This is a genomic window from Pseudarthrobacter sp. NBSH8 (assembly GCF_014217545.1).
Classification (GTDB): Bacteria; Actinomycetota; Actinomycetes; order Actinomycetales; family Micrococcaceae; genus Arthrobacter.
The window spans coordinates 3,626,922-3,648,412 of the sequence record NZ_CP043178.1 but is presented as its reverse complement, the minus strand read 5'-3'; the positions used below and the strand labels follow the sequence as shown (position 1 = coordinate 3,648,412).

General features: G+C 62.8%; 21 protein-coding genes. 13 read left to right on the top strand and 8 right to left on the bottom strand.

The window, feature by feature from the left end:
* Nucleotides 1-27: 27 nt before the first annotated feature.
* From FYJ92_RS16915 to FYJ92_RS16895, 5 genes are all read right to left on the bottom strand, one after another.
* A complete protein-coding gene (locus tag FYJ92_RS16915; protein WP_185261737.1) occupies nucleotides 28-288 on the bottom strand; it encodes an HPr family phosphocarrier protein in 261 nt (86 codons plus the stop codon).
* Complete coding sequence (locus FYJ92_RS16910; protein ID WP_185261736.1) at nucleotides 285-1,163, bottom strand: PRD domain-containing protein; 879 nt, start codon at nucleotides 1,161-1,163, stop codon at nucleotides 285-287. The genes FYJ92_RS16915 and FYJ92_RS16910 overlap by 4 nt, the downstream gene beginning before the upstream one ends.
* A gap of 84 nt (nucleotides 1,164-1,247) precedes the next feature.
* Nucleotides 1,248-1,718: a PTS glucose transporter subunit IIA gene (locus tag FYJ92_RS16905; RefSeq protein ID WP_185261735.1), complete on the bottom strand. Its 471-nt coding sequence runs from the start codon at nucleotides 1,716-1,718 to the stop codon at nucleotides 1,248-1,250.
* A gap of 11 nt (nucleotides 1,719-1,729) precedes the next feature.
* Nucleotides 1,730-3,283, bottom strand: a complete 1,554-nt coding sequence (locus tag FYJ92_RS16900; protein ID WP_185261734.1) for a PTS transporter subunit EIIC — start codon at nucleotides 3,281-3,283, stop codon at nucleotides 1,730-1,732.
* A gap of 60 nt (nucleotides 3,284-3,343) precedes the next feature.
* Nucleotides 3,344-4,036 carry an N-acetylmannosamine-6-phosphate 2-epimerase gene (locus FYJ92_RS16895; RefSeq protein ID WP_185261733.1) on the bottom strand — a complete coding sequence of 231 codons (693 nt, stop codon included), beginning with the start codon at nucleotides 4,034-4,036 and terminating at the stop codon, nucleotides 3,344-3,346.
* Between the two features lie 299 nt (nucleotides 4,037-4,335).
* Between FYJ92_RS16895 and FYJ92_RS16890 the strand changes: the two genes are divergently transcribed.
* Nucleotides 4,336-5,502: a transposase family protein gene (locus FYJ92_RS16890; RefSeq protein ID WP_255482179.1), complete on the top strand. Its 1,167-nt coding sequence runs from the start codon at nucleotides 4,336-4,338 to the stop codon at nucleotides 5,500-5,502.
* A gap of 1,306 nt (nucleotides 5,503-6,808) precedes the next feature.
* Here the strand turns inward: FYJ92_RS16890 and FYJ92_RS16885 are convergent.
* The 3 genes from FYJ92_RS16885 to FYJ92_RS16875 are packed head-to-tail and all read right to left on the bottom strand — an operon-like array spanning nucleotide 6,809 to nucleotide 10,194.
* Nucleotides 6,809-8,233, bottom strand: coding sequence for a dihydroorotase family protein (locus tag FYJ92_RS16885; RefSeq protein WP_185261731.1), 1,425 nt, complete (start codon nucleotides 8,231-8,233; stop codon nucleotides 6,809-6,811).
* A complete protein-coding gene (locus FYJ92_RS16880; protein ID WP_185261730.1) occupies nucleotides 8,226-9,209 on the bottom strand; it encodes an acetamidase/formamidase family protein in 984 nt (327 codons plus the stop codon). Before FYJ92_RS16880 ends, FYJ92_RS16885 begins: the two co-directional genes overlap by 8 nt.
* 10 nt (nucleotides 9,210-9,219) lie before the next feature.
* A complete protein-coding gene (locus tag FYJ92_RS16875) occupies nucleotides 9,220-10,194 on the bottom strand; it encodes a branched-chain amino acid transaminase (RefSeq protein ID WP_185261729.1) in 975 nt (324 codons plus the stop codon).
* A 458-nt stretch (nucleotides 10,195-10,652) separates the two neighbouring features.
* Between FYJ92_RS16875 and FYJ92_RS16870 the strand changes: the two genes are divergently transcribed.
* The 12 genes from FYJ92_RS16870 to FYJ92_RS16815 all read left to right on the top strand — a co-directional run bounded on the left by FYJ92_RS16870 (nucleotide 10,653) and on the right by FYJ92_RS16815 (nucleotide 21,434).
* Nucleotides 10,653-11,540, top strand: a complete 888-nt coding sequence (locus FYJ92_RS16870) for an ABC transporter permease (RefSeq protein WP_185261728.1) — start codon at nucleotides 10,653-10,655, stop codon at nucleotides 11,538-11,540.
* Entirely contained in the window at nucleotides 11,537-12,433 is an 897-nt protein-coding gene (locus tag FYJ92_RS16865) for an ABC transporter ATP-binding protein (protein ID WP_185261727.1), read from the top strand. The genes FYJ92_RS16870 and FYJ92_RS16865 overlap by 4 nt, the downstream gene beginning before the upstream one ends.
* A 2-nt stretch (nucleotides 12,434-12,435) precedes the next feature.
* On the top strand, nucleotides 12,436-13,239 hold the full coding sequence (locus FYJ92_RS16860; protein WP_185261726.1) for an ABC transporter ATP-binding protein: 804 nt from the start codon (nucleotides 12,436-12,438) through the stop codon (nucleotides 13,237-13,239).
* Nucleotides 13,236-14,309 carry an ABC transporter permease gene (locus FYJ92_RS16855; protein ID WP_185261725.1) on the top strand — a complete coding sequence of 358 codons (1,074 nt, stop codon included), beginning with the start codon at nucleotides 13,236-13,238 and terminating at the stop codon, nucleotides 14,307-14,309. The genes FYJ92_RS16860 and FYJ92_RS16855 overlap by 4 nt, the downstream gene beginning before the upstream one ends.
* A 57-nt stretch (nucleotides 14,310-14,366) precedes the next feature.
* A complete protein-coding gene (locus FYJ92_RS16850) occupies nucleotides 14,367-15,194 on the top strand; it encodes a hypothetical protein (protein WP_185261724.1) in 828 nt (275 codons plus the stop codon).
* Between the two features lie 9 nt (nucleotides 15,195-15,203).
* Entirely contained in the window at nucleotides 15,204-16,034 is an 831-nt protein-coding gene (locus tag FYJ92_RS16845; protein ID WP_185261723.1) for an MBL fold metallo-hydrolase, read from the top strand.
* A gap of 27 nt (nucleotides 16,035-16,061) precedes the next feature.
* Nucleotides 16,062-17,657 (top strand): ABC transporter substrate-binding protein, encoded by a 1,596-nt coding sequence (locus FYJ92_RS16840; protein ID WP_185261722.1) that lies wholly within the window; start codon nucleotides 16,062-16,064, stop codon nucleotides 17,655-17,657.
* Nucleotides 17,658-17,736: 79 nt separating this feature from the next.
* Nucleotides 17,737-18,420, top strand: a complete 684-nt coding sequence (locus FYJ92_RS16835; RefSeq protein WP_185261721.1) for a cysteine hydrolase family protein — start codon at nucleotides 17,737-17,739, stop codon at nucleotides 18,418-18,420.
* Between the two features lie 26 nt (nucleotides 18,421-18,446).
* A complete protein-coding gene (locus tag FYJ92_RS16830) occupies nucleotides 18,447-19,214 on the top strand; it encodes a hypothetical protein (RefSeq protein WP_185261720.1) in 768 nt (255 codons plus the stop codon).
* Nucleotides 19,211-20,035 (top strand): MBL fold metallo-hydrolase, encoded by an 825-nt coding sequence (locus tag FYJ92_RS16825; protein WP_185261719.1) that lies wholly within the window; start codon nucleotides 19,211-19,213, stop codon nucleotides 20,033-20,035. The genes FYJ92_RS16830 and FYJ92_RS16825 overlap by 4 nt, the downstream gene beginning before the upstream one ends.
* Nucleotides 20,036-20,076: 41 nt before the next feature.
* Complete coding sequence (locus tag FYJ92_RS16820; RefSeq protein WP_185261718.1) at nucleotides 20,077-21,009, top strand: polysaccharide deacetylase family protein; 933 nt, start codon at nucleotides 20,077-20,079, stop codon at nucleotides 21,007-21,009.
* The gene (locus FYJ92_RS16815; protein ID WP_185261717.1) at nucleotides 21,006-21,434 is read left to right on the top strand and encodes a cupin domain-containing protein; all 429 of its coding nucleotides are present in this window, start codon (nucleotides 21,006-21,008) and stop codon (nucleotides 21,432-21,434) included. Before FYJ92_RS16820 ends, FYJ92_RS16815 begins: the two co-directional genes overlap by 4 nt.
* The last annotated feature ends 57 nt before the right edge of the window (nucleotides 21,435-21,491 follow it).

The window sequence follows — 21,491 nt, the reverse complement described above, 5'->3', positions numbered from 1 at the left end:
ACGTAACCTGCGTCGGTGCTTATGCAGCTATGCGGCGTCCAGCTCGCTGCCGATGAGGGCAGTGATCGCTTCAACGGCGGCGGGATCGTCGGAGGCTACCGTAATCGTGTCACCGTGGGTTGCTCCCAGCATCATGATCATGAGGGAGGAGCTGGCGTCGGCGGGCGGTTTGCCGGGGAGTGTAAGGGTGATTTCCTTGTCGTAGTCTGCGGCTGCTTGCGCAATCTGTGCGGCGGGACGGGCGTGCAGGCCGACGGATGACCCGACCGTTACGGTTTTGCTGGTCATTGTTGTTCTTTCATTTCGGCGTAAAGGCGGGTTGTGTGAAGGGCGAGGTATGAGATTTCGTCGTTGCTGATTACCCGGTTAATTGCTTTTCCGATCAGCTCGGCGATGTCAAGGGCGGCCTCGGCGGCCTCGGGATAGGCCTGCCGTACCGCCGTGAGCACGTCCAGCCGCGACGTGCTCAGTTGTTTGTCGCTCGCGGCCCGGGCGAATACATAGCGCAGGTGTGTCACGAAACGCGCCGCACTGCTCGCGTTCTCATCGATCGGTGTGCCCCAGCGCTCGGCCAGCCGAAGAAATACCCGGCTGATGGTTTCGGTCATGGCGACCGTCTTCGAAAAATCTCCTTTGGTCCACTGCTGGTTGACGAAGTGCAATGCGAACGCGACCCATTCATCTTCCTGCAGCTGTACCCCTAGGCTTTCGTTCACCAGGGTCACAACGTGGCGCCCCAGCGCTGCTTCTGCGGGGTATAGCTGGGCCACTTCCCATCGGAGCGGGAAGTCGATGTGGGTGCCTTCCTGGGCCCGGCGCACTGCGAACATTAGGTGGTCAAGGACGGGGATCATGAGCGATTGTCGCGGCTCCAGGCCAAGAGTTGCATGGCCCAGCTCGGTGATAGTTTGGGCCAGCGTGATCTGGTCAGAGGGTGCGTCGCTGAGCAGTCCCGCCAGCTGAGGGGCCCGGTAGGGCCCCTCAGCGACGAAACGTTGATCGGCCAGGGAAGTATCGACGGCCTCTCCGGGGCGACGCTGAAAACCGATGCCTTTGCCCAACAGCACTACCTCGGTGGCGTCTGTTTCGATGGCGAGCAGCACGTTGTTGTTGTAGACGCGCTTGATGCTGGCCTGCGTCGATGCCGTCACGTCGCTGGCCATTGGTCCTGGAAACGGTGGCCCGGCCTGTGGCAGCGGGTTTCCCCGAAGTGCCCGTGGCCTGTCGTTACGTCCATGGTTGGCCCCCTATTTCCGCCGGACCGTGATCACGGGTGCGCCGCTGGCGTGGAAATCCGGTGAGCTCATGGAGAATTTCGCGCCGTTCGTCAGCAGGACGGGGGTAATCATGGAGGGCACCTTTGTCTTGATGGCGTCCAGGTTGCAGCTGATGATGAGGTCACCGCGGGAGACCATGTCGCCGGCCTGCCGGTGACCGGTGAATCCTTCGCCTTTGAGGGTGACGGTGTCGATTCCAATGTGGACCAGGATCTCCGCCCCTTCATGGGTGCGGACGGCGAATGCATGCCGTGTCGTCGCCACCAGGAGCAGTTCGCCGTCCACCGGGCTGCGGAAGGATCCGTCGGTGGGCTCGATGGCAAAGCCGTCGCCGACGGAGCGCTGTGCGAAGACAGGGTCCGGTACCTCGTCCAGGGAGACGATCCGCCCTGATACGGGGCTGTAGATGGACTCACTCTTTTTCTTGAAGGGGTTTAGCATGTGCGTGTTCCTTAGTCGTCGAGGCCGAGGCTCTCATTGATTGCGTTTTTGTACAAGATGGCCTTGCCGCCGTAAACGGCCTGCACGCCGCCACGGACTTCAAACACGTCGGTGGCCCCGAGCTTGCGCAGGGCGGTCTTATCAACCATGGCGGGATCCTTCACGGATACACGCAGGCGGGTGATGCAGGCATCCACCTCTTCAAGGTTGGTGGCACCGCCGAGAGCTTCGAGGACCTTTGCGGCTTCTGCGTTGATAGTGCTTTCGCCGCGGCGGCCGACCGTTGCCGGCACGAGGGCCGGGTCTTCCGGGCTTTGGGCGTCCGTCGGTTCTGCATCCCGGGCGATGGTGTCCTCCAGGTGCCCGGGGGTGCCAATTTTGAACCGTTTGATGGCGAAGCGGAAGGAGAAGTAGTACAGGGCGAACCAGACCGCGCCGATGGGCAGCACGAGCAGCCAGTTGGTCCGGTCGTTGCCCTGCAGGATGCCGAAGAGCGTGAAGTCGATCGCGCCGCCCGAGAAGGTGTTGCCGAGGCGGATGTTCAGGATATCGGCGAGGAAGAAGGAAACACCGTCGAGGAAGGCGTGGAACACGTACAGCAGCGGTGCCACGAACAGGAACATGAACTCGATGGGCTCGGTAATGCCGGTGATGAAGGAGGTGAGCGCAACAGAGAGGAAAAGGCCGGTGTACTTGGCGCGTCGGCCCTTGGGGACGCAGTGCCACATTGCCAGGCAGGCGGCCGGGAGGCCGAACATCATCGTGGCAAAGCGGCCGGCGAAGTAACGGGTTCCTTCGGTGAACATTCCAACATGGTTAGGATCAGCCAGCTGTGCGAAGAAGATCTTCTGGGCGCCCGACACTGACACTCCATTAACCAGCTCGGTTCCGCCCAAGGGGGTGAACCAGAACAAGGGGTAGATCATGTGGTGCAGGCCAACCGCACCGCTGAGGCGCATAAAGAAGCCATAGAAGAACGTCCCCACAGGTCCGAGCCCGGCCATCCACGTGCCGGCGCTGACCATCCCCTGCTGGATAGGCGGCCACGCAAGGAAGAAGAAGATGCCCACGAAGATACCGGCGAAGGCCGTCACGATCGGGACAAAACGGGAGCCGCCGAAGAATCCGAGGACGGCCGGCAACTCAATGTTGCGGTAGCGGTTGTGCAGGAAAACGGCTGCGGCGCCGATGACCAGTGCACCGACTACCCCGGTGTCTACAGGTTCGGCCCCGGGCTTGAAGATGTCCAGCATCGATTTGATGGTGGCGGTCATGACCAGATAGCCCACGACGCCGGCCAAGGCAGCGGTGCCCTTGTCCCGCTTCGCCAGGCCGATGCAGAGACCAATCGAGAGCAGAAGGGCAAGGTTGCTGAAGACCGTCGCCCCCGCAGCGGACATGACGCCGAAGATTCCCTGAAGGATTGAGTTATTCAGGGCGGGAAAGGCCTGAACGGTGTTCGGATTCGACAGGGCGCCGCCGATGCCGAGCAGTAGGCCGGCGGCCGGAAGGATGGCGATCGGCAGCATGAATGCCTTGCCGACTTTTTGCAGTTGCTTGAACATTGTGACTACTTTCATTTCCGGCGCGACGACGGCGTCGCGCATGAAGGGAAGGGGTGAGGTTTAAGCGAGGGCCTTTACGAAGTCTGTGGTGATCTCCAGGGGCCTGGTGATCGCACCGCCGACCACCACGCAGAAGGCGCCGAGGTCAAGCATCTGGCGGGCTTGCTGCGGCGTGCGGATCCGGCCCTCAGCGATAACCGGCACCGCAGTTCCGATTACCAGCTGTTCGACCAGTCCAAAGTCAGGAGAGGGTGCCGCTTGGGACTGAGGCGTGTAGCCGCTGAGGGTGGTCCCGACAAAATCGATACCGGCCTCGGCGGCGGCCAGTCCTTCATCGAGCGTGGCGATGTCTGCCATGAGGGCCAGGCCCGGGTGTTCGGTCCGGATCTGCGCGATAAACGCGGCGGGGCTGAGCCCGTCAAAGCGTTCACGGTGAGTGCAGTCCAACGCCACGATGTCTGCACCCACGGCCACGAGAGCTTCCACCTCGGCCATGGTGGCAGTGATGTAGGGCTCGTACGGCGGATATTGCTTCTTGATGAGCCCGATCACAGGGAGCCCGACAGCTGCCTTGACTTCGCGGACGTCACGCGCAGAGTTGCAGCGGATCCCAACCGCCCCGCCCTGCCCGGCCGCTGCCGCCAGGAGCGGCATCACGCCGCCTTCGGCAACGAACAATGGCTCGCCCGGCAATGCCTGGCAGGACACAACAAGACCACCGCGCAGGCGGTCTAAAAGAAAGGGGCTTGTCATCGGAACTCCTCGGACACTGAAAGACGTAGTTGTCCATGCACAAGACCGCACATGAACTTCCGTCTCAGGTTTTGCCGAAAGTTACAATCCCGATGACTTACGCGAATAATCGCGCCTTTTTCACCATACACCGCTTGCCGGGTTTCGTCACCCCGCGCGTTGACTCATAGAAAACCTCCGCATAGCCGGATACGTTGCCTCATTTGAAAACCTCCGCGTAGCGGCGTGGTTTCCGGATCGGGCGGCGTATGGGGACTATGCCCGTTTTCATGGAGCTCACGATGGTCCAGCGGCTAGCTGTGACAAAGAAGAAAGCCCTCGCCTACAAAAGCGCCGATCGTGCAGGGAAGTCCCGGATCCTGAACGAGCTGGTCGAGTTGACCGGTTGGCACCGCGATTACGCCCGGACCGCTCTGCGGGAGGCCCTGGTCCTGAAGGTCGTCAAGCCCAGACCGGGCCGGACACCGGTCTACGGGCCTGAGCTGCTGCCATCCCTGGTCACGTGCTGGGCGGTGCTGCGCGCCCCTGCCGGCAGGCTGCTGGCCCCGATGCTGCCGGTCCTGGTGCCGCTGCTGCGCCGGGACAAGGAACTGGTGATCACTGACGCGCAGGCGGATCTGCTGATGCGCATGAGCGCGGCGACCATCGACCGCAAACTCGCCGGCGAACGGGCGAAACTCTTCCCGCGGGGACGCTCGCACACCAAGCCCGGCACGCTCCTGAAATCCCAGATCCCGATCCGGACCTGGGCCGAATGGGACGACGCCGTGCCAGGGTTTGTGGAGATCGATCTGGTCGGCCACGAAGGCGGCAACAACTTCGGGGAATTCTGCTTCACCCTGACCGTGACGGACGTTTCCACCGGCTGGACCGTGAACCGGTCCGTGCGGAACAAAGCCGCCAAATGGGTCTTCGAGGCCCTCGAGTACGTCACCGCAGTGTTCCCCTTCCCGATCATCGGGATCGATTCGGACAACGGCTCGGAGTTCATCAATGACCACCTGCTGGCCTACTGCCATGCCCAGCAGATCACTTTCACCCGGTCCCGTCCGGGAAACAAGAACGACGGCGCCCACGTGGAGCAAAAGAACTGGGCCAGGGTCCGGGAACTCGTCGGTTACCTCCGCTACGACACCGCCGCGGAACTGGAGAAACTCAACCAAATCTGGGAGCTGGACCGGATCTTCACTAACTACCTGCTGCCCCAGCAAAAACTCATCGAAAAGCAGCGGCACGGCGCGAAAGTGACCAAGAAGCACGACGCACCAGCCACACCCCACCACCGCGCGATCCGACACGAGAGGATGCGCAAACGCCCCATCATCCGAATGAACGCCGCCTTCAAACAGATCAAACCAGGCGCACTCTCACGCCAGATCCTGGCACTCACCGGCCAGCTGGAAACACTCTCCCGGGCAAAACAACCCGCCGCCGCCAAACCCATCAACAGGGCCTGGAACAACTGAAAATCCGGAGGTTCTTCAATGAGGCAACGAAGCCATCAACCGGAGGTTTCCAGATGAGGCAACGAATCACCTTTCCCGGAGGTATTGCAATGAGGCAACAGGACCCCGCCCTTCGCCCTTTTTCAAGGAAAAACATCTGAGCCAACCAATCCTTCCGGCCGCCGCGTCGGCGGCTGCTGTAGCTGGCGGACTTGTCGGTTTTGATGTAGCCGCGGCCAAGGGCTGTTTGCCTCCAGCCGGTGTGCCTGCCCTTGCTTCCCCCCTGAAAATCCAAGCAGTGGGCAGTTCCGGTGGCCGCCTATGGGCAGTTTTTCATGGCCGCTAACAGACGCGTGCTCGCTGACGAAACTCTTTGGGAAACCGGGACCCTTCACGGGGCGGTCGCAAAATGAGCCACCACGACGGAGCTCACGACGGTGGAGCTTGTCCCGGGTGAGAGGGTGGGGAAACCGCATCCGCGGTGAACCGGGTTGAGGTAGCACTGGCCGGCATCCGTGAAGGACGCTCGGCAGACTCTATGGTCACGACTCCTAAAGAGGAGCAACGGGACAGGGGTTCAGGCAAGTAGAAGCCCCGCCAATGGGGGGACCGACGGGCTGTCAGACCCCGCGCTACTTGGCGGCGATGGACACATCGACTGGAAGAACCGCTCCCAGCCATGCCCTGGTGACGAAAAGGAAGAGAGGCCCGGACGGTCAGTAAGGCGTCGAAGTCGATACGGGCATCACAAGGGGCCTGCCGCACAGGCTTCAGGAGGACCCAAAACAGTACGGACGAACCGGCCATTCCCCTTTCTGTACCCTCATCCATGTCTGGGCCGGCTTCCCTAGCGCCACCACCCCGTTGTAGACCGTCGGCCTTCGCGAAGACTTGGGGAGTTTCTAGCTCGCATGCACACTTGCGCGGAAAACATGCCGGAAAAGTCCACGTTGAAGTCACTTTTCTGGGTGCTCCCCGCGCATTTTCGAAGGCCGATGACGGACCTTCCGTTAACTTGTCGCGGCTCCTTCTATGGCCTGACGGGTGTACCAGCGGGGAGTGCTCCTTGTCAGGTTGGCGCGTAGTTCAGTCTGATGGGTGTCTGAAGGACCGCGTAGCGCACCGGGCTGTAGTAGGAGATGAAATTGCCGTTGTTGAAAACACGGGGGTCATTCTGACAGCGGTCGGTCCCACGAGTAACGAGCTAAAACTTGCTTACCGTTAGTGCGTTCGATCATTTCTCGGGGGTACACCCCCTCCGAAGCTAGCCAGAGTATCGATTCATCCGGCATCACGGCATCTACTACGCCCGTTCGAAGACTGGGGTTTAGCAGGCCGGCCGGTTGAGGATGTCGCTGGACACGCGTTGTTTGAGTAGTGTCCCGCCCGGGCCGGTCAATAACTTGCGGTCTTCCACCATGACGGTTCCGCGCAGTACGGTCATGCTGGGCCAGGCCGCCACCCGGTAGCCCTCCCACGGCGTGTAGTCCGCCTCGTGCAGGTCCGAGGCCGTGATCTTGCGATCGACGTTTGTGTCCAGCACGGCCAGGTCCGCGTCGCTGCCGACGGCGATAACACCCTTCTGCGGGTACAGACCCAGGATCTTGGCGGCGTTGGCAGACGTGATGTCGACGAAGCGTGTCAGGTCCAGGCCCCGCTTCTTGACGCCTTCGGTGTACGCCACCGCCATGCGCATCTCAACGCCGGCATGGCCGCCGGTCGCGTCGAGGATGGTCTTGCCGCGCGTCTTCACGTCCAGGTCAGTGCACACGCCGTCGGTGGCCAGCGTGCTCAGCGAACCGTCCAGCAGCGATTCCCACATCGAATCCCGGTCCGTCTCGGACTTCAAGGATGGGTACGTGTGGTAGATTGCGCCGTTCTCCTGCTTATAGTCCTCGGCCGTGAAGTAGGCGTAGTGCGGAAGGATCTCGCCGTACACCGCCTGGCCGCGGCCGCGTGCCTCGCGGATGGCATCCACGCCTTCGCGGGCGCTGACGTGCATGAGGTAGATGGGGGCCCCCACATGGTGGGCGAGGGTGATGGCCCGCTGGAAGGAGAGCTTTTCGGAGAGGTTGTTGTGGGCATGGTGCATGTACTCAAGGGCGGTCTTGCCCTGGCGCTGCAGCTTCTTGTACGAGTACATGACAATGTCGTCGTCCTCGGCATGGACCGCAAGCATGGCGCCCGCGGCGGCCGTCTGCTCCATCAGCCCCCACATGTTGCCCAGGTCCGTCTTCTGCTTGGGCCGGGTCGGCGTCGTGTTCGTCATCCACACCTTATAGCTGCCGTGCCCGTTAGCCACCGCATCCGGGACCTGCTCCAGGACCTCGAAGGGGATCTCCGGCTCCTTGAAGGTGCCGTGCAGCGCGTAGTCCGTGTACGTGGAGCCGGCCCACTCGGCCGACTTCCGTGCGAAGGACTCGGACAGTTCGTCGCCCGGCTTCCAGTGCGCAAAGTCCACGAGGGTGGTGGTGCCGCCGTAGATCGCGCCCTCGCTCACGCGGTCCGGCCCGAAGCACATGATGCCGCTCTCTGCCGCGGTGGGAAGCACCGAGTTGGTGTGCACATGGGGATCCACGCCGCCGGGAACCACCAGCTGGCCTTTCAGGTCCACCACGCGTCGGGCTTCGTCAGGCGTGCCAACCCCTGAGGCGCGGAGCGACACGATCTTGCCCTCCGCAATGCCGATATCCAGGCGCTCGGCACCGGAGGGCGTGACGACCAAGCCGTTGGTCAGGAGGAGATCAAACATCGGAGACCTGCGCATTCATAGTGTCGGAAGAATCAAGGGTGAAAGGTTCGGCGCTGAAATAGCGCGAGGCCAGGGTGACCTTGGCCGAGACCCGGGCGTTGACCAGTTGCGAGACGGACACGTCCGCGGCCGCACTGAGCAGCATCGCAGTCTTCTCCCTCGACCAGTTCCGGTCCGTCTGAAGCAGTTCGAGCATGTCGTCCAGGGCGAGCCGCGCCGCCTCGTCCAGGGTGTCGCCGTCGCCGATGGTGATGACAGAACCGCCACTGAGGACCACCGGCCGCCGGACGACGGCACCGGCGTCGGAAACCGCAGACCCCGGGACCACCGTGCAGGAGAGCCGCACGCTGCCTTCAACCTCGACGGCGGTCAGCGAGCACTCGCCGTCGCCCTGGGCCGCGTGCAGATCCCCGGCGTACAGCATAGCTCCGGGCACCTGCGCGGGGAGGACGACGGCGGACCCCGCCGTCACGTCCTTGCAGTCCATGTTGCCGCCATGGATTCCCACGGTGCTGGAATTGGGACCGGCGCCCAGCGGTGCCACCCCCACCTTGCCGACCATGGGTCGGACGGGGATGGTGATGCCGTGGTCGAACACCACCTGGCTATCCACGATCTCCAACACGTGGCCCGCCCGGCCGAGGCCCCCGGTGAAGCCGCCGCGTCCGGGCATGGTGACCATGGCCCCGCGGTCGGCGATCCTGATCTCGTGGATGTCCACGCGCAGCGCGTCGCCGGGATTCACCCCACGGACTGCCACCGGACCGGTGACCGGAATGGACAGTTTCTCGTACTCGCCGGTCTCCTCGAAGAGGCCGCCGGTGAGCAAGCTCCTCGCGTCGAGCCAGAAATGCTCGCCCTGGTTAACGGTGAGGACCGGTTCGGCGCTCGCCTCAAACGACGGCGAGGCGTGCTCGTAGCTGGCACGCGCCAGCTCCGCGGACGGCACCTCTTGCAGCGGCTGGATGTCTTGCATGGACTTTCTCCTATGCCGGGTAGACGGGCGTGGCCCAGTTCTGGTCCGCGGCCACACGTCCGAGGACGGCCTGCTGGTACAGATCCTGGAGGCTGCGGGTGATGTCTCCGGCTGTTCCCTTGCCGATGGTGGTGCGGTCCACGGACGCAACGTGGTTGACCTCTGCCGCGCTGCCGCAGACAAAGACTTCGTCGGCCGAGTACAGCTCGGTGCGGTCGATGGGGCGGATATCGACGTCAATGCCCAGCTCCGTGCGGGCGAGGTGCAGGACGCTGTCCCGGGTGATTCCCTCGAGGATGCTGTCAGTCACGGGGGGAGTGCACAACCTCCCCTGGCGGACCATGAAGACGTTGTAGCCGGCGCCCTCGGCGACGTGTCCGTTCTCCGTGAGCAGCAGCGCCGCGTTGTAGCCGTTGCGCTTGGCTTCCAGCAGGGCAAGCCTGCCGTTCTGGTAGTTGGCGATCGACTTCACCCTGGGCGGCATGGACCGGTCCGAGAGCCGGGCCCAGCTGCTGATCTGCACATCCAGGCCTGTGGAACCGAAGTAGTTGCCCATGGGGATGGCTGCCATGAAGACGGTGGACGGGCCGGTGTCCTCCGGCTTGCCGTCCTTGGAATCCACAAACACCTGGGCCCGCATGTGCAGATTGCCGCGCAGTTCGTTGGCCCGGATCAGTCCCAGCAGCTGCTCGCCGAGCTGGACAATGTCCTTCGGGCCGTCAATCTCTACTACCCTCATGGAATCAATCAGGCGCTTCATGTGGTCGCCGATCCTGAATGCGTACAGCTGGTGCTCGTCCTCGCTCCAGTACGCACGGAACCCCTCAAAGACTCCAACGCCGTACTTGAGCGAGGTGCTCAGCACATGGAGGCGGGCGTCGGCGTAGTCCACCAGCTCCCCATCGTGGAGGAGGTATTTCACCGGCTGGCCCGGAACGGGCTGTCCGCTGGCTACTGCGGCTGTTGTTTCCTGAAATTTGGGCATCGTAGGTTCCGTTCCTCATCTGTTCCGTTGGTGCTGACGGCGTCGACAGCACCCAAGCTTCATCACAATCGGTTCTTGCTCACTATATTGAAGTCACTTCTGTGCGGTGTCAATGGCCCGTCTGTGAATGGCACGGCACCGCACAGCCCTTTGCGGGCCTCCTTGAATGGGCTGGAGAAGACCCTGCATTACCACTGTCACTCCGGGGCGATGCCCGGATTCCTTAGAAAAAGAGTGCAATTCGTCACACTTGGCGCTACAGTCAAATTCAATAAAGTGATGAGACTTTGATATGAGCCCATGGCTGATCAAGGTCCGAGCAGGGAGCTGAACATGCAACAGCCACTGGTCCTGAAGCAGGACGATCTTCAATACATTGCGAATGAACTCATTGTGGGCCGGCCTTGCAGCCACTTCGCCCCAAACGCCGTTCCCGACCAACTCCGCGCGGAGGCTCCATGAGCATCCAAGGACTTCCGCGCACGTCGCCGGGCCTCCGGGTCACAGGGTGGGCCCGCCAAGGCCGGACGCTCCTGATCAAGCAGTCCAGCGCCATAATGGTCGCGATAGCGGTGGCGGTCATTGTCGGTCTGCCGCTGATGGCAATGTTCGCCCCGCTCCCGTACGACCCACTTCGTCCGGACACAAATGCGATCGGCATAGCGCCCAACGGAACGCACTGGTTCGGAACGGATGGAAACGGGATGGACATCTTCTCCCGCACCATAGAGGCCGCGAAGCTGGACCTTCCTATTGCCCTCACCGCTACAGCATTGTCTCTGGTGGTAGGCGTCCCGCTGGGACTTTTTGCGACGAGCGGCAGGTTGGGTGACGCCATCATGCGCGTAATTGACGCCTTCGCCGCCCTGCCGATCATCGTGATCGCTGTCGTCTCCATCAAGCTCATGGGCGGCGGGCCTACGGACGTGGTCCTCGCGATCGCCATCGTTGCGGCGCCACGGTTTGTGCGCCTTTCCCGGGCAGCGGCCATGACACTTCGCTCCGCGCGTTACGTGGAGGCTGCGACAGCGATCGGTTGCTCGCCGGTCCGAATCGCCTTCAACCACATCTTCCGCAACGCCTATGGCGTGGTCCTGGTGCAGGCAACGCTGACAGCGGCCAACGCCCTTGGAACCATTGCCGCACTGAACTTCCTTGGTGTGGGAGTCTCGCCCCCCACGCCTACCTGGGGAGCCATGATCAACGACGGCGTCAGCATGCTGATCAGGGGCGAATGGTGGGCCGCAGCATTTCCCACCGTAGCCATGGTCCTGGCCATCGGCTCACTCAATGTGATTGCCGGAGCCATCGAAACGAAGATCGAGCGAGCGGAGCGGGCACGATGACAACAGGACTTCACGTGCGGGACCTCGTGACAGAGTTCCATTCCCGTGAGGGTGTGGCGCGCGCCCTCCATGGCATCTCCTTCGATGTCGGCGCCAACGAAGTCGTTGGCATCGTGGGTGAGTCAGGATCGGGCAAGTCCACTGTGGTGCGCTCAGTGATCAAGCTGCTGATGCCGCCGGGGCGGGTCATGGCGGGCACAGCAGAGTTCCACGGCCAGGATCTAATCCGGCTGCCGGAGCGGCAAATCCGTCACATCCGTGGCAAGGAGATCGGTTTCGTGGCGCAGAACCCTTTCAGCGCATTGAATCCAGTGATCCGTATCGAGAAGCAGTTCGCCAACATTGCCAATGCCCACAGGATCAAGGTCGGCGCCGAGTCGCGTGGCCGGGCCCTTGACCTACTGGCGTCCTCCGGCGTCAACGATCCAGAACGCGTCATGCGCGGCTACGCGCACGAGCTCAGCGGCGGGATGGCCCAGCGCGTCGTCATCGCCATGGCCTTGTACCTCAACCCCCGCTTGGTCATCGCGGATGAACCAACGACGGCACTCGACCTCACCGTGCAGCGCCAGGTGCTGGATACTCTCACGCGGTTGACCAAGGGGAGTGGCCGGTCGATGCTGATCGTCACCCATGACCTCGGCGTGGTGGCCAACTACTGCGATCGCGTCCTGGTGATGTATCGCGGGCAGATCGTCGAGCAGGGCCCCGTGTCTGAGGTATTTGTCCGGCCGCGGGATCCCTACACTGTCTCGCTGCTCGATTCCGTCGTCCAGCCGAAGGCGGCTGGGTCAGTCGCTGTACAGCCGCAGGCAGACGCGGCCGTTACTGCGGCACCGAAAGCTACCGACCCAACGCACCCGACCGCCCTCTTCGAGTCCAGGAGCATCTGACCATGCCCATCATTGAATTGAAGGATGTCCGGAAAACGTTCCACAGCCCGCAGGGACAGTCCGTGACGGCTGTTGACGGCATTTCACTGTCCGTCGAGCAGGGAGAGACCTTGGGGATCATTGGTGAAAGCGGATCGGGCAAGTCTACGCTTGGCCGTCTGATCCTCAGGCTCATTGAGGCCGACTCCGGCACGATCCTCCTGGACGGCGAGGACATACGCGCGTTGTCGAAGGCGCAGCTGCGTAAACGCCGCCGCCGCTGGCAGATCGTATTCCAAGAGCCGTTTGCGTCCCTGAACCCGCGCCTGACCATCCGCCAGATTGTTGAGGAGCCGTTGATCGTCGCGAAGTCTTACGGCTCCCGGGCAGAACGACTTCGGCGTGTGGCCGAGACCCTGGAAGAGGTAGGGCTCTCGCAGGATTTCCTGAACCGGCGCCCCGCCAATCTCAGCGGCGGACAGCAGCAAAGAGTGGGCATCGCCCGGTGCCTCGTCACGGACCCGACATTGGTGGTCCTCGATGAGCCGACGTCGTCACTGGACCTTACTATCCGGGCATCCATTTTGCGCATGCTCGCTAAGCTGCAGCTCGCTAGGGGACTGACCTACGTCTTTGTCTCCCACGACATTGACACCGTCCGGCACTTCTGTTCCCGGGTCGCCGTGATGCACCACGGACGTTTCGTTGAAACTGGGTCCACTCACGATGTACTCGCCAATCCCCAACAGCCCTACACCCAGGCCCTCATGGCCGCGGCAATGCCTCCCATCCCGTACACCCCTGGAGAAAAGGCGGCCATGGCATGATCCGTTACGTCCTGTCCCGCATTGTCATAGCCTTCCTGCTTTTGCTGGGACTCATCACGCTGAGCTTTGGCCTGGTCTCCTTGCTTCCAGGTAATCCCGCTATCGCCCTCCTGGGCGAGTACGCCACCCCGACCGATATCGCCCGGATCAACGCCGAATTGGGTTTGGACAAGCCGTTCTGGGAACGCTATCTGGACTACATGGGCCGCACGCTGAGCGGGGACCTGGGGCATTCGTTCTTCACCGGAAGCTCGGTCTCCGGGGAGATCTGGACGCGGCTGCCCAACACCCTGGTCTACTTACTTCCGGGCCTGCTCCTGGCGCTGCTCATCGGTTTGGGAATGGGTACGCTGGCGGCCTACCGTTACGGACGCGGCGCCGATAAGGCCTTTACGGCCGGCGTCTCGGTCCTCATGGCCATGCCGGAGTTTGTCCTTGCCCTCCTTCTGCTCTTCGTTTTCTATCAGCAACTCCATCTGGCCCCAGCACCGCTGGGAATGCTGTCCAGCTCCGATATTCCTCCGCCCAAAGTGACGGGGTCCTTGGCCTTGGACGCGGTGATCGCTGGACAGTGGGGGACCGTGCAAGCCATCCTCAGCCGGGCGGTGCTGCCCATCGTCACCATGGGTTTGTTCTTCGCCGCCCCCTTCGGGAAGACGGTACGGACGGGCCTCTTGCAGGTCCTGAACTCACCCCAGATCGAGTTTGCTCGGGCATGCGGTTTGCGGCCCTTGCAGGTCTTCCGCTACGCGCTTAGCGATGTACGCGGGGCCTTGATGACCTACATGGTCCTGCTGTTTGCCGCTGCACTCAGCGGCGCGGCCATCATCGAGAGCGTGTTCTCCTGGCCCGGAGTCGGCGGGTGGTCGCTGGACGGCGTGCTCAAAGGCGATGTGCCCGTCATCCAGGGATTCGTCCTCATCATGGGTGCCACGAGCCTGCTGGGGTATGTGCTGCTTGACGCCCTCATCACGCTGCTGGATCCCCGCACGCGCAACAACGTCATCCGTGGCATAAAGCGTCCCCCGAAGGTGTCCCCTGCTGCAGAGCCCGCCGTGCAGCAGGGCTAAAAACCCGCGCCGTAAAAAAGTCCTTGACAAACCTCCGAGATTCAATAGATTGAAGATATGTTCAATACACTGTATGAAGACAAGTTGACGGTCCTCGGCGGAAGTATTCCGCTCGACGCCCGCGTGAGCTGGGTGCCGCAAGGTGCAACGGGCTTCCAGCCGTCGAACGCCTACCTCCTGACCGAAGGCCCATCCAGGCTGTTGGTCGATTCCGGTCTGGCTGTCCATAGCGAACAGGTCCTTAACGACCTCGCCAAGCTGATCGGTGAAGGCGGGGGAGTCTCCATCTTCTTCACCCGTAGTGAGATGGACTGTGTATCCAACCTCGAACCAATCGCTGGCAGGTTCGACATCGAGAGGCTCTATACCGGCGGGGTCATCAATCCCTTCGATGCTTTCGATGACGTTAGCCGACTGGCATTGCGGGGACGCCGGCACCAGATCGATGCCCACCGCACCGAGGAGGGCGACTCCATGGCGCGGGCGGCCGAGATCGAGATAGCTCCCGGCCGCGTACTGGAAGTAGAAGCGCCCCTGCTGCGCCTCCTGCCCACCTTCTGGGGCTGGGACAAGGAAACGGGCACGCTCTTCACCTCGGACACCTTCACCCACGGCGTGATGGACCGGCCCGACGGCCAGCGCATCATCGACTCCACCGTCGAGGACTCCACCACGGTGGAACAGGTCGCAGGCCACCTTTATGCGAAATACGAATGGATCCCACGCTCCACGTGCGAGCCTCTGAGGGAATGGCTCCAGGACAAGTTCGACACCCTGGACCCGGAGGTGATCGCCCCGTCCCGCGGCTGCGTCCTGAAGGGACGCGATGTGGTGCGGCGCCACCTCGATTTCATGCTCGACGCGCTCACCCCGCAGCTGGTTTAGGAGACCATCATGGAAGAACAACTCGTAGAAACGATGAGCAGCGACCTCCCCCGCAGCGTAGCGGACGGCGTCACGTGGATGAGCTCTTGCCTCCCCTTCCACTTGGCGGACCGTGTGATCCACGGCCACAACTCCACCTACCTCCTCCAGGGCGAGCACTCATCAATCCTGGTGGACACCGGCAATCCGTCGAGCTGGCCCATCATTTCCCGCACCCTCGATGAGCTGCTGGATGGCCGCCAGCTGACCTATGTGTTTCCCACCCACCCCGAGCTTCCCCACACCGGAAACCTGCCGAGGCTGGTGGAGAAGTACCCGGACATCCAGGTGGTAGGCGACATCCGCGACTACCACCTCTTCTACCCTCAGATCGTTCCTAACCTCCACGCAAGGGTGCCCGGGGATCGAATCGATCTGGGCGGGCAGGAGTTCATGGTGGTGGAGGCCCTTATCCGGGACCTGCCCAACACCCAATGGGGGTTCGCGCCTGGAGCCGGCGTGCTGTTCACCGCCGACGGCTTCTGTTACATGCACCGCCCCGAACTCGATGACGAAGACCCGGTACACCTCCCGGGCGAATGCGGGTTGACCACCGGCGAACTGACGGTGCCCATCGCCGTCGAGAATGCTGCTTTTTTTACCGGAAGCGCCCTCTACTGGGCACGCTTCGCCAACGATGCCGACGCCGTCTATGACCGCGTTCTTCATCTTATTGATGAGCTCGGCGTCAAATCCGTGGCCCCCACCCACGGCAACTTCATCAGCAACATCCGCGACGTCGAGCCCATCATTCGCGCCGGCCACAAGAGTGCGTACCGCTACGAAACCGCCCAGCCCTAGCTTCCCCCTAATAACGGAGTGACTGTTATGAAAAGTCTGCGTTTGCTCACCGGAGGCGCTGCTGTCGCCCTCACCGCGACCCTCGTGGCCTGCGGCGGCTCCACCCCTGATCCGGCAGCTAACCCATCCATAGAAAATGTTGTTGTTGCCGTCGGAGCCCTGCCGGACAGCCTCACGCCGTCGCCCTGGGGAGGCAGCGCTTCGCACGTAGTGCTGAGCGGCCTTGGCTCCCAACTCCTCGAGTACAAGGTTGGAGCCAGCGACGGAAGGACGTGCCCCGAACCGTCCACTGAATTGGCCGGCCGGCTGGCCGAGAGCGCCAAGCCCAGCCCGGACGGCACCGGCGTCGTGATCACCCTCCGCAAGCTCACCAGCCAGTTCGGGAACACGCTATCGGCCGAAGATATCCGATGGAGCTTCGATATCGGTATGAAGCGGCAACCGGTGATGAGGGGAACACTGAAAAGCAGTGGCTTCAATGTGGACGACCTGGTAAAGGTGATCGACGAGCGGACCTTGCAGCTCAACACCACAGGGCTGACCTCCTACACCGAAGAATCCCTGCAGAACAACCTGTTCTACATCCACGACAGCACCGAGGCAAAGAAACACGTCACCGCGGAAGATCCGACCGCGAATGACTGGCTTTCGAAGAACCTGGCTGACTACAGCGGCTGGAAGCTTGAAGAGTTCACGCCGGGAGCTTCGTTGACGGTGACGGCCGATCCGGCGTGGGAGGGAACCCGCGGGACGGTGAAGCGGGTGGCCGTCAAGGCTGTCCAGAGCACGGCCACCCGAAGCCAGCTGGTTGAATCCGGTGAGGTTCAGGTGGCCAATGGCTTCGAGTACGACCAGTACAAGTCGCTGGAGAAGTCGCCGGGCGTCACTGTCCTGAACTGCGCCAGCCAAACGCGCGACACGATGATGATCAACACCACGTCCGGCCCGTTGGCTGACCCCAAAGTCCGTCATGCAGTCTCCATGGCGATCGACCGTGAAGCGCTGGTGAAGGGCGCGTATGCCGGTTTCGGCGAACCGGCCGGCTCCATCTTCCCCATGGTTGAAGGCTCAGCGATCTACAAGTTCAACAAGGCTGAAGCCAAGAAGCTCCTGGCCGAGGCCGGGTACGGCAATGGGTTCCCGATGACGCTGAGCTACAGCGTTACGCGCCCGGGACCAGTAGCGGCCAAGTCAGCAGTGCTGCTCCAGTCCATGCTCAAGGACGTCGGCATCGACGTCCAGCTGCAGAACGTGGCCAGCTCCACCGACTTCTCCACGGCGCTGATCGAAGGCCGCTACCAGGCCGTGCTGTACTCCGAGCCCATTGTGATTGCCGACCCCGCGTTCTATAGCTACGCGTTCTACGGCACCGGCGCCCCGAGCAACAGCACCGGCTGGTCCAGCCCGGAGTTCGACAAGGCACGCAGCGAACTGTCCGCCACGCCCGACCAGGAAACAGACAAGCGCACCTCTCTTCTCAAGAAGATGGCCTCCCTTGTCGACGACGGCGCGCCTATCCTGTCGCTGGTCGAAACCAGGGGAGTGCTCGTCACCAAGACAGGACTGCCAGGGGCCGTGCCTCTGACCAACGGCCAGATCAACTTCAACGCCCTCGGCCGCTAGGCCGCCAGCAGTCCCCGCGTGGTGCCGGCCGGCAGACGTCGAACCCGGCCGGCACCAACTCACAGAAGGAAGACACCCCATGATTGAAATCTGCGGAAAACAGGTCCGTGACACCCTGCAGGAACTGCTCGACCCGGCCAGCACCGCCCTTGTAGTGATCGACATGCAAGAAGGCGCCGTGAACGCCGGCGGCGCCATCGGCGACTCCGGCCATGACCTCAGCATGATGCCCGATGTCGCCAAGCGCTGCGGACGGGCCATCGAATCCGCCCGGAAAAACGGTGTCCCCATCTTCCACATCCGGGTCGAAAACCTGCCCGACGGCGGCAGCTCACCTGCCGCTTGGTTGCGGGCTCTGTATACGGCCGCCAACGGCCGGCCCATTGATCTCGGCAAGCTGAGCCTCAAGGGCGATCCGGCCACGGAATTCTGTGCCGAGTGCCTGCCCGAGGACGGCGAGGTCATCATCACCAAGCGCCGACCCAGCGCGTTCGTGGGCACGGAGCTGGCGCTCCTGCTGCGGAGCCAGGGCATCGAATCCGTTGCCCTGGTGGGCGTCTCCACCGGCGGATGCGTCGAGGCAACGCTGCGTGACGCCGTCCACAACGACTTCTATGCCGTGCTGCTTGAGGACGCCGTGGGCGCCTACGACACGGTGGTACACGATGCTGCACTCACTGTCATGAAGGCCCGCCACGATGTCTGCACGCTGGACGAGGCCATCGCCGTCTGGGACTCGGCCAGCGCCTCCCAGGCCAGCTGATTCGGATACGAAGAGAGGAGAAGCCGTTGAATCCACACCCAACCGATGCTGTGGCCGCCGTCAACGGCGCCCACAGCCTCATCGGGGACCGCATCCATCGGTTGGGTGCGGACATCATTCTGGACGAACAGGTCAGCTGGTGCCCGCCTGGCGTCCGCGTCCACCAGCCCGTCAATTGCTACCTCATTAAAGGAAGCGCCGGCTCGGTCCTCGTGGACACCGGCATCCGGCTCCACGAGGCGGAGATTATCGGGCAGCTGGAGTCGCTTCTCGAACCGGGGGAACGGCTTGCCGTCGTGCTGACACGGACGGAGATGGAATGCTGCCTGAACCTTCCCGCCATCGAGGCGCGGTTCGACGTCGATTCCGTCTGGTACACGGGCGGAATCACGGTACCAAGGACCTCGGCGACGCCGCGGCGCATCATGGTCAACCCGGGGACGTCCCTTGAGGTCGAGGTCATGGACGGCCTGACGCTGGAGTTCGTCTCACCGCTGATGCGGCTCCTGCCGACGTTATGGATCTTCGATCCCGTCTCCGGCGCGCTCCTGACCTCCGATGCCTTCACGCATGGCTCGTACGGCATCTCAAACGCGGCGGCCGGTTTGCATAAGTTCCAGTGGTTTGCCCAGGCCGATACGCGCGGCATCGCGCAGGATGTCGAAACCGTCGTCCGGGAACGCCGGGTGAAGGCCATCGGCCCGGGATACGGCGAACCCTTTGCAGGCCTGGCGGAATGCGCTGCCGAGGCCACGGCCTTGGCAGCGGCCCTCCGGAAGGTAGGCATCCAATGAGTCCCAAACATCCCGGCCTGGAGCTCACCACCGGACGCGTCCTCGCCGACGGCGTCCACTGGATGGGCGGCTGCCTTTCGGCCAACGCTGAAGGCCAGGAAGTCCACTACCACGTCTCGTCCTACCTGGTCATCGGATCCGAGGCGTCGATCCTGGTGGACACGGGGGATCCGGCACATCGGGATACCGTCCTGGCGCAGCTGGACCATGCGCTGGACGGGCGGAGACTCGACTACATCTTCCCGACCCATCCGGAAATCCCGCACGCGGGCAACCTCCCGGCCTTGCTGGCCCGTTACCCCTCGGCTGTTGTGGTGGGTGATGTCCGGGACTACGCCCTTCATTTTCCTGAATACAAGGACAGGCTAAGGGCCAAGGCCGCCGGCGAGTCGCTGGAACTCGGCGACAGGGAGTTCCGCTTCTTTCCGGCCTACATCCGCGACTTGGAGAACACGCTCTGGGGCTACGACTCAGGCGCGCGGATCATGTTCGTCTCCGACGGCTTTTCCTACATCCACGACATTCCCGCCCCGGACGAGGACGACGAACCGGTACACCTGCCAGGGCAGTGCCGCTTGCTCTCCAGCGAGATGCCGGAGCCGCCCTCGGTGGAGCAGGCCGCCTATGGCACCGGCCGCGCGCTCTACTGGACCAAATTTGTCGACGTCGGCACGGCCTTCCAGGATATCGAAGACACCCTGGAGTCCTATCCCGCCGTGCTGATCGGACCCGCGCACGGAAACGTCATCGATGACGTCGACAGCATGCTCAGGACGTCACTGGCTGCCCACCGGAAAGTCTACGAGGGGCAGGCGTTGTAAGTGAAACTTCATCAATATAATGAACTAGCAAGGAGAAGCCCATGCGGGACCTGATTGGATATGGGGAGAACCCTCCGGTTGTCACGTGGCCGCGCGGCGCGAAGGTTGCTGTATCCGTGGTGCTGAACTACGAGGAAGGCGCTGAGAGTTCCATCGAAGCCGGTGACGAGCGGGACGAGGACGTCTCGATCTTCGGTGGCTGGTCCGCCGATCCCTCTCGGCGCAGCCTCATGAAGGAGTCCTTTTTCGAGTACGGCAGCCGCGTGGGTATCTGGCGTTACCTCGGCATGCTGCGCGAGTACAACGTCCAGGCAACGGTAATGGCTTGCGGTGCTGCGCTTGAGCGGAATCCGGACGCCGCCCTGGCCATGGTGCGGGACGGCCACGAGATCTGCGCCCACGGCTACAAGTGGCGCGGCACCGTGGGAATGGAGCCCGACGAGGAGCGGCAGGAGATCCGCAAGTCCTTGGACACCGTCCAGGCTGTTTCCGGCGTGCGGCCGGTGGGCTGGTATGTCCGGGAGGGCATCACCGAGAACACCCGGACCATTCTGGCCGAGGAAGGGGTGCTCTACGACTCGAATTCCTACGCCGATGACCTTCCGTATTACGTGCAGGCAGGCCCGCACCGCCATCTGGTGGTTCCGTATTCGGGCGACACAAACGATGCCCGTTTCTGGGGTAACGGAAGCCTCGGCACCGGAGAGGACTTCTTCAACGTTTTGAAGGACTCCCTCGACTGCCTCCTCATCGAGGGCGAGACCGTGCCGAAGATGATGTCCGTGGGGCTGCACCTGAGGATCGGCGGCCGGCCCAGCGTTGCCCACGGAGTGCGCCGGTTCCTCGAATATGCCACTGCCCAGTCTGGGGTTTGGTTCGCCACCCGCGAGGAGATCGCGCGGTGGTGGATGGAACACCCGCCTGTGCAGGCAGAAGCTGTCACTGCTGTGGGCGCCTTCGAAGGCGTTGCATGATGGGTACGGTCGACGACGGGACGGCCACGGTGGATATCGGCCGTCTGGTGCACAACGTCCACGAGCAAGGCTTCACGGCCCTGGATAAGGTTGGACTCAAGGGACAACGCGACCAGGGCCTGGTCAGCACGCTCATCTCCAGGGACCTCAGCGGTTCAGATGATTTGTGCGTCAGCTGGGGAACGATCCTGCCCGGGCAGCACCACCTGTGCCACCACCATCCTGACGCGTCCGAGTTCTACGTCGTCCTCAGCGGGGCACCCATCGTCCATCTCGGCGACACCACCTACCGGGCAAAACCCGGCGACGGCATTTACATCCCCCGGGGAACCACCCATGGACTCACAAACGACGGCGACGAGAACGTGGAGCTCATTGTGGGGGTCAGCAAGCCCGCGGACTGGCAATTCGTCCCTGACGAGTGACCGGCCGTTCAGGCACCCGATCGCTGTTCATTTCCGCGCCACCCGAATGAGGAACCT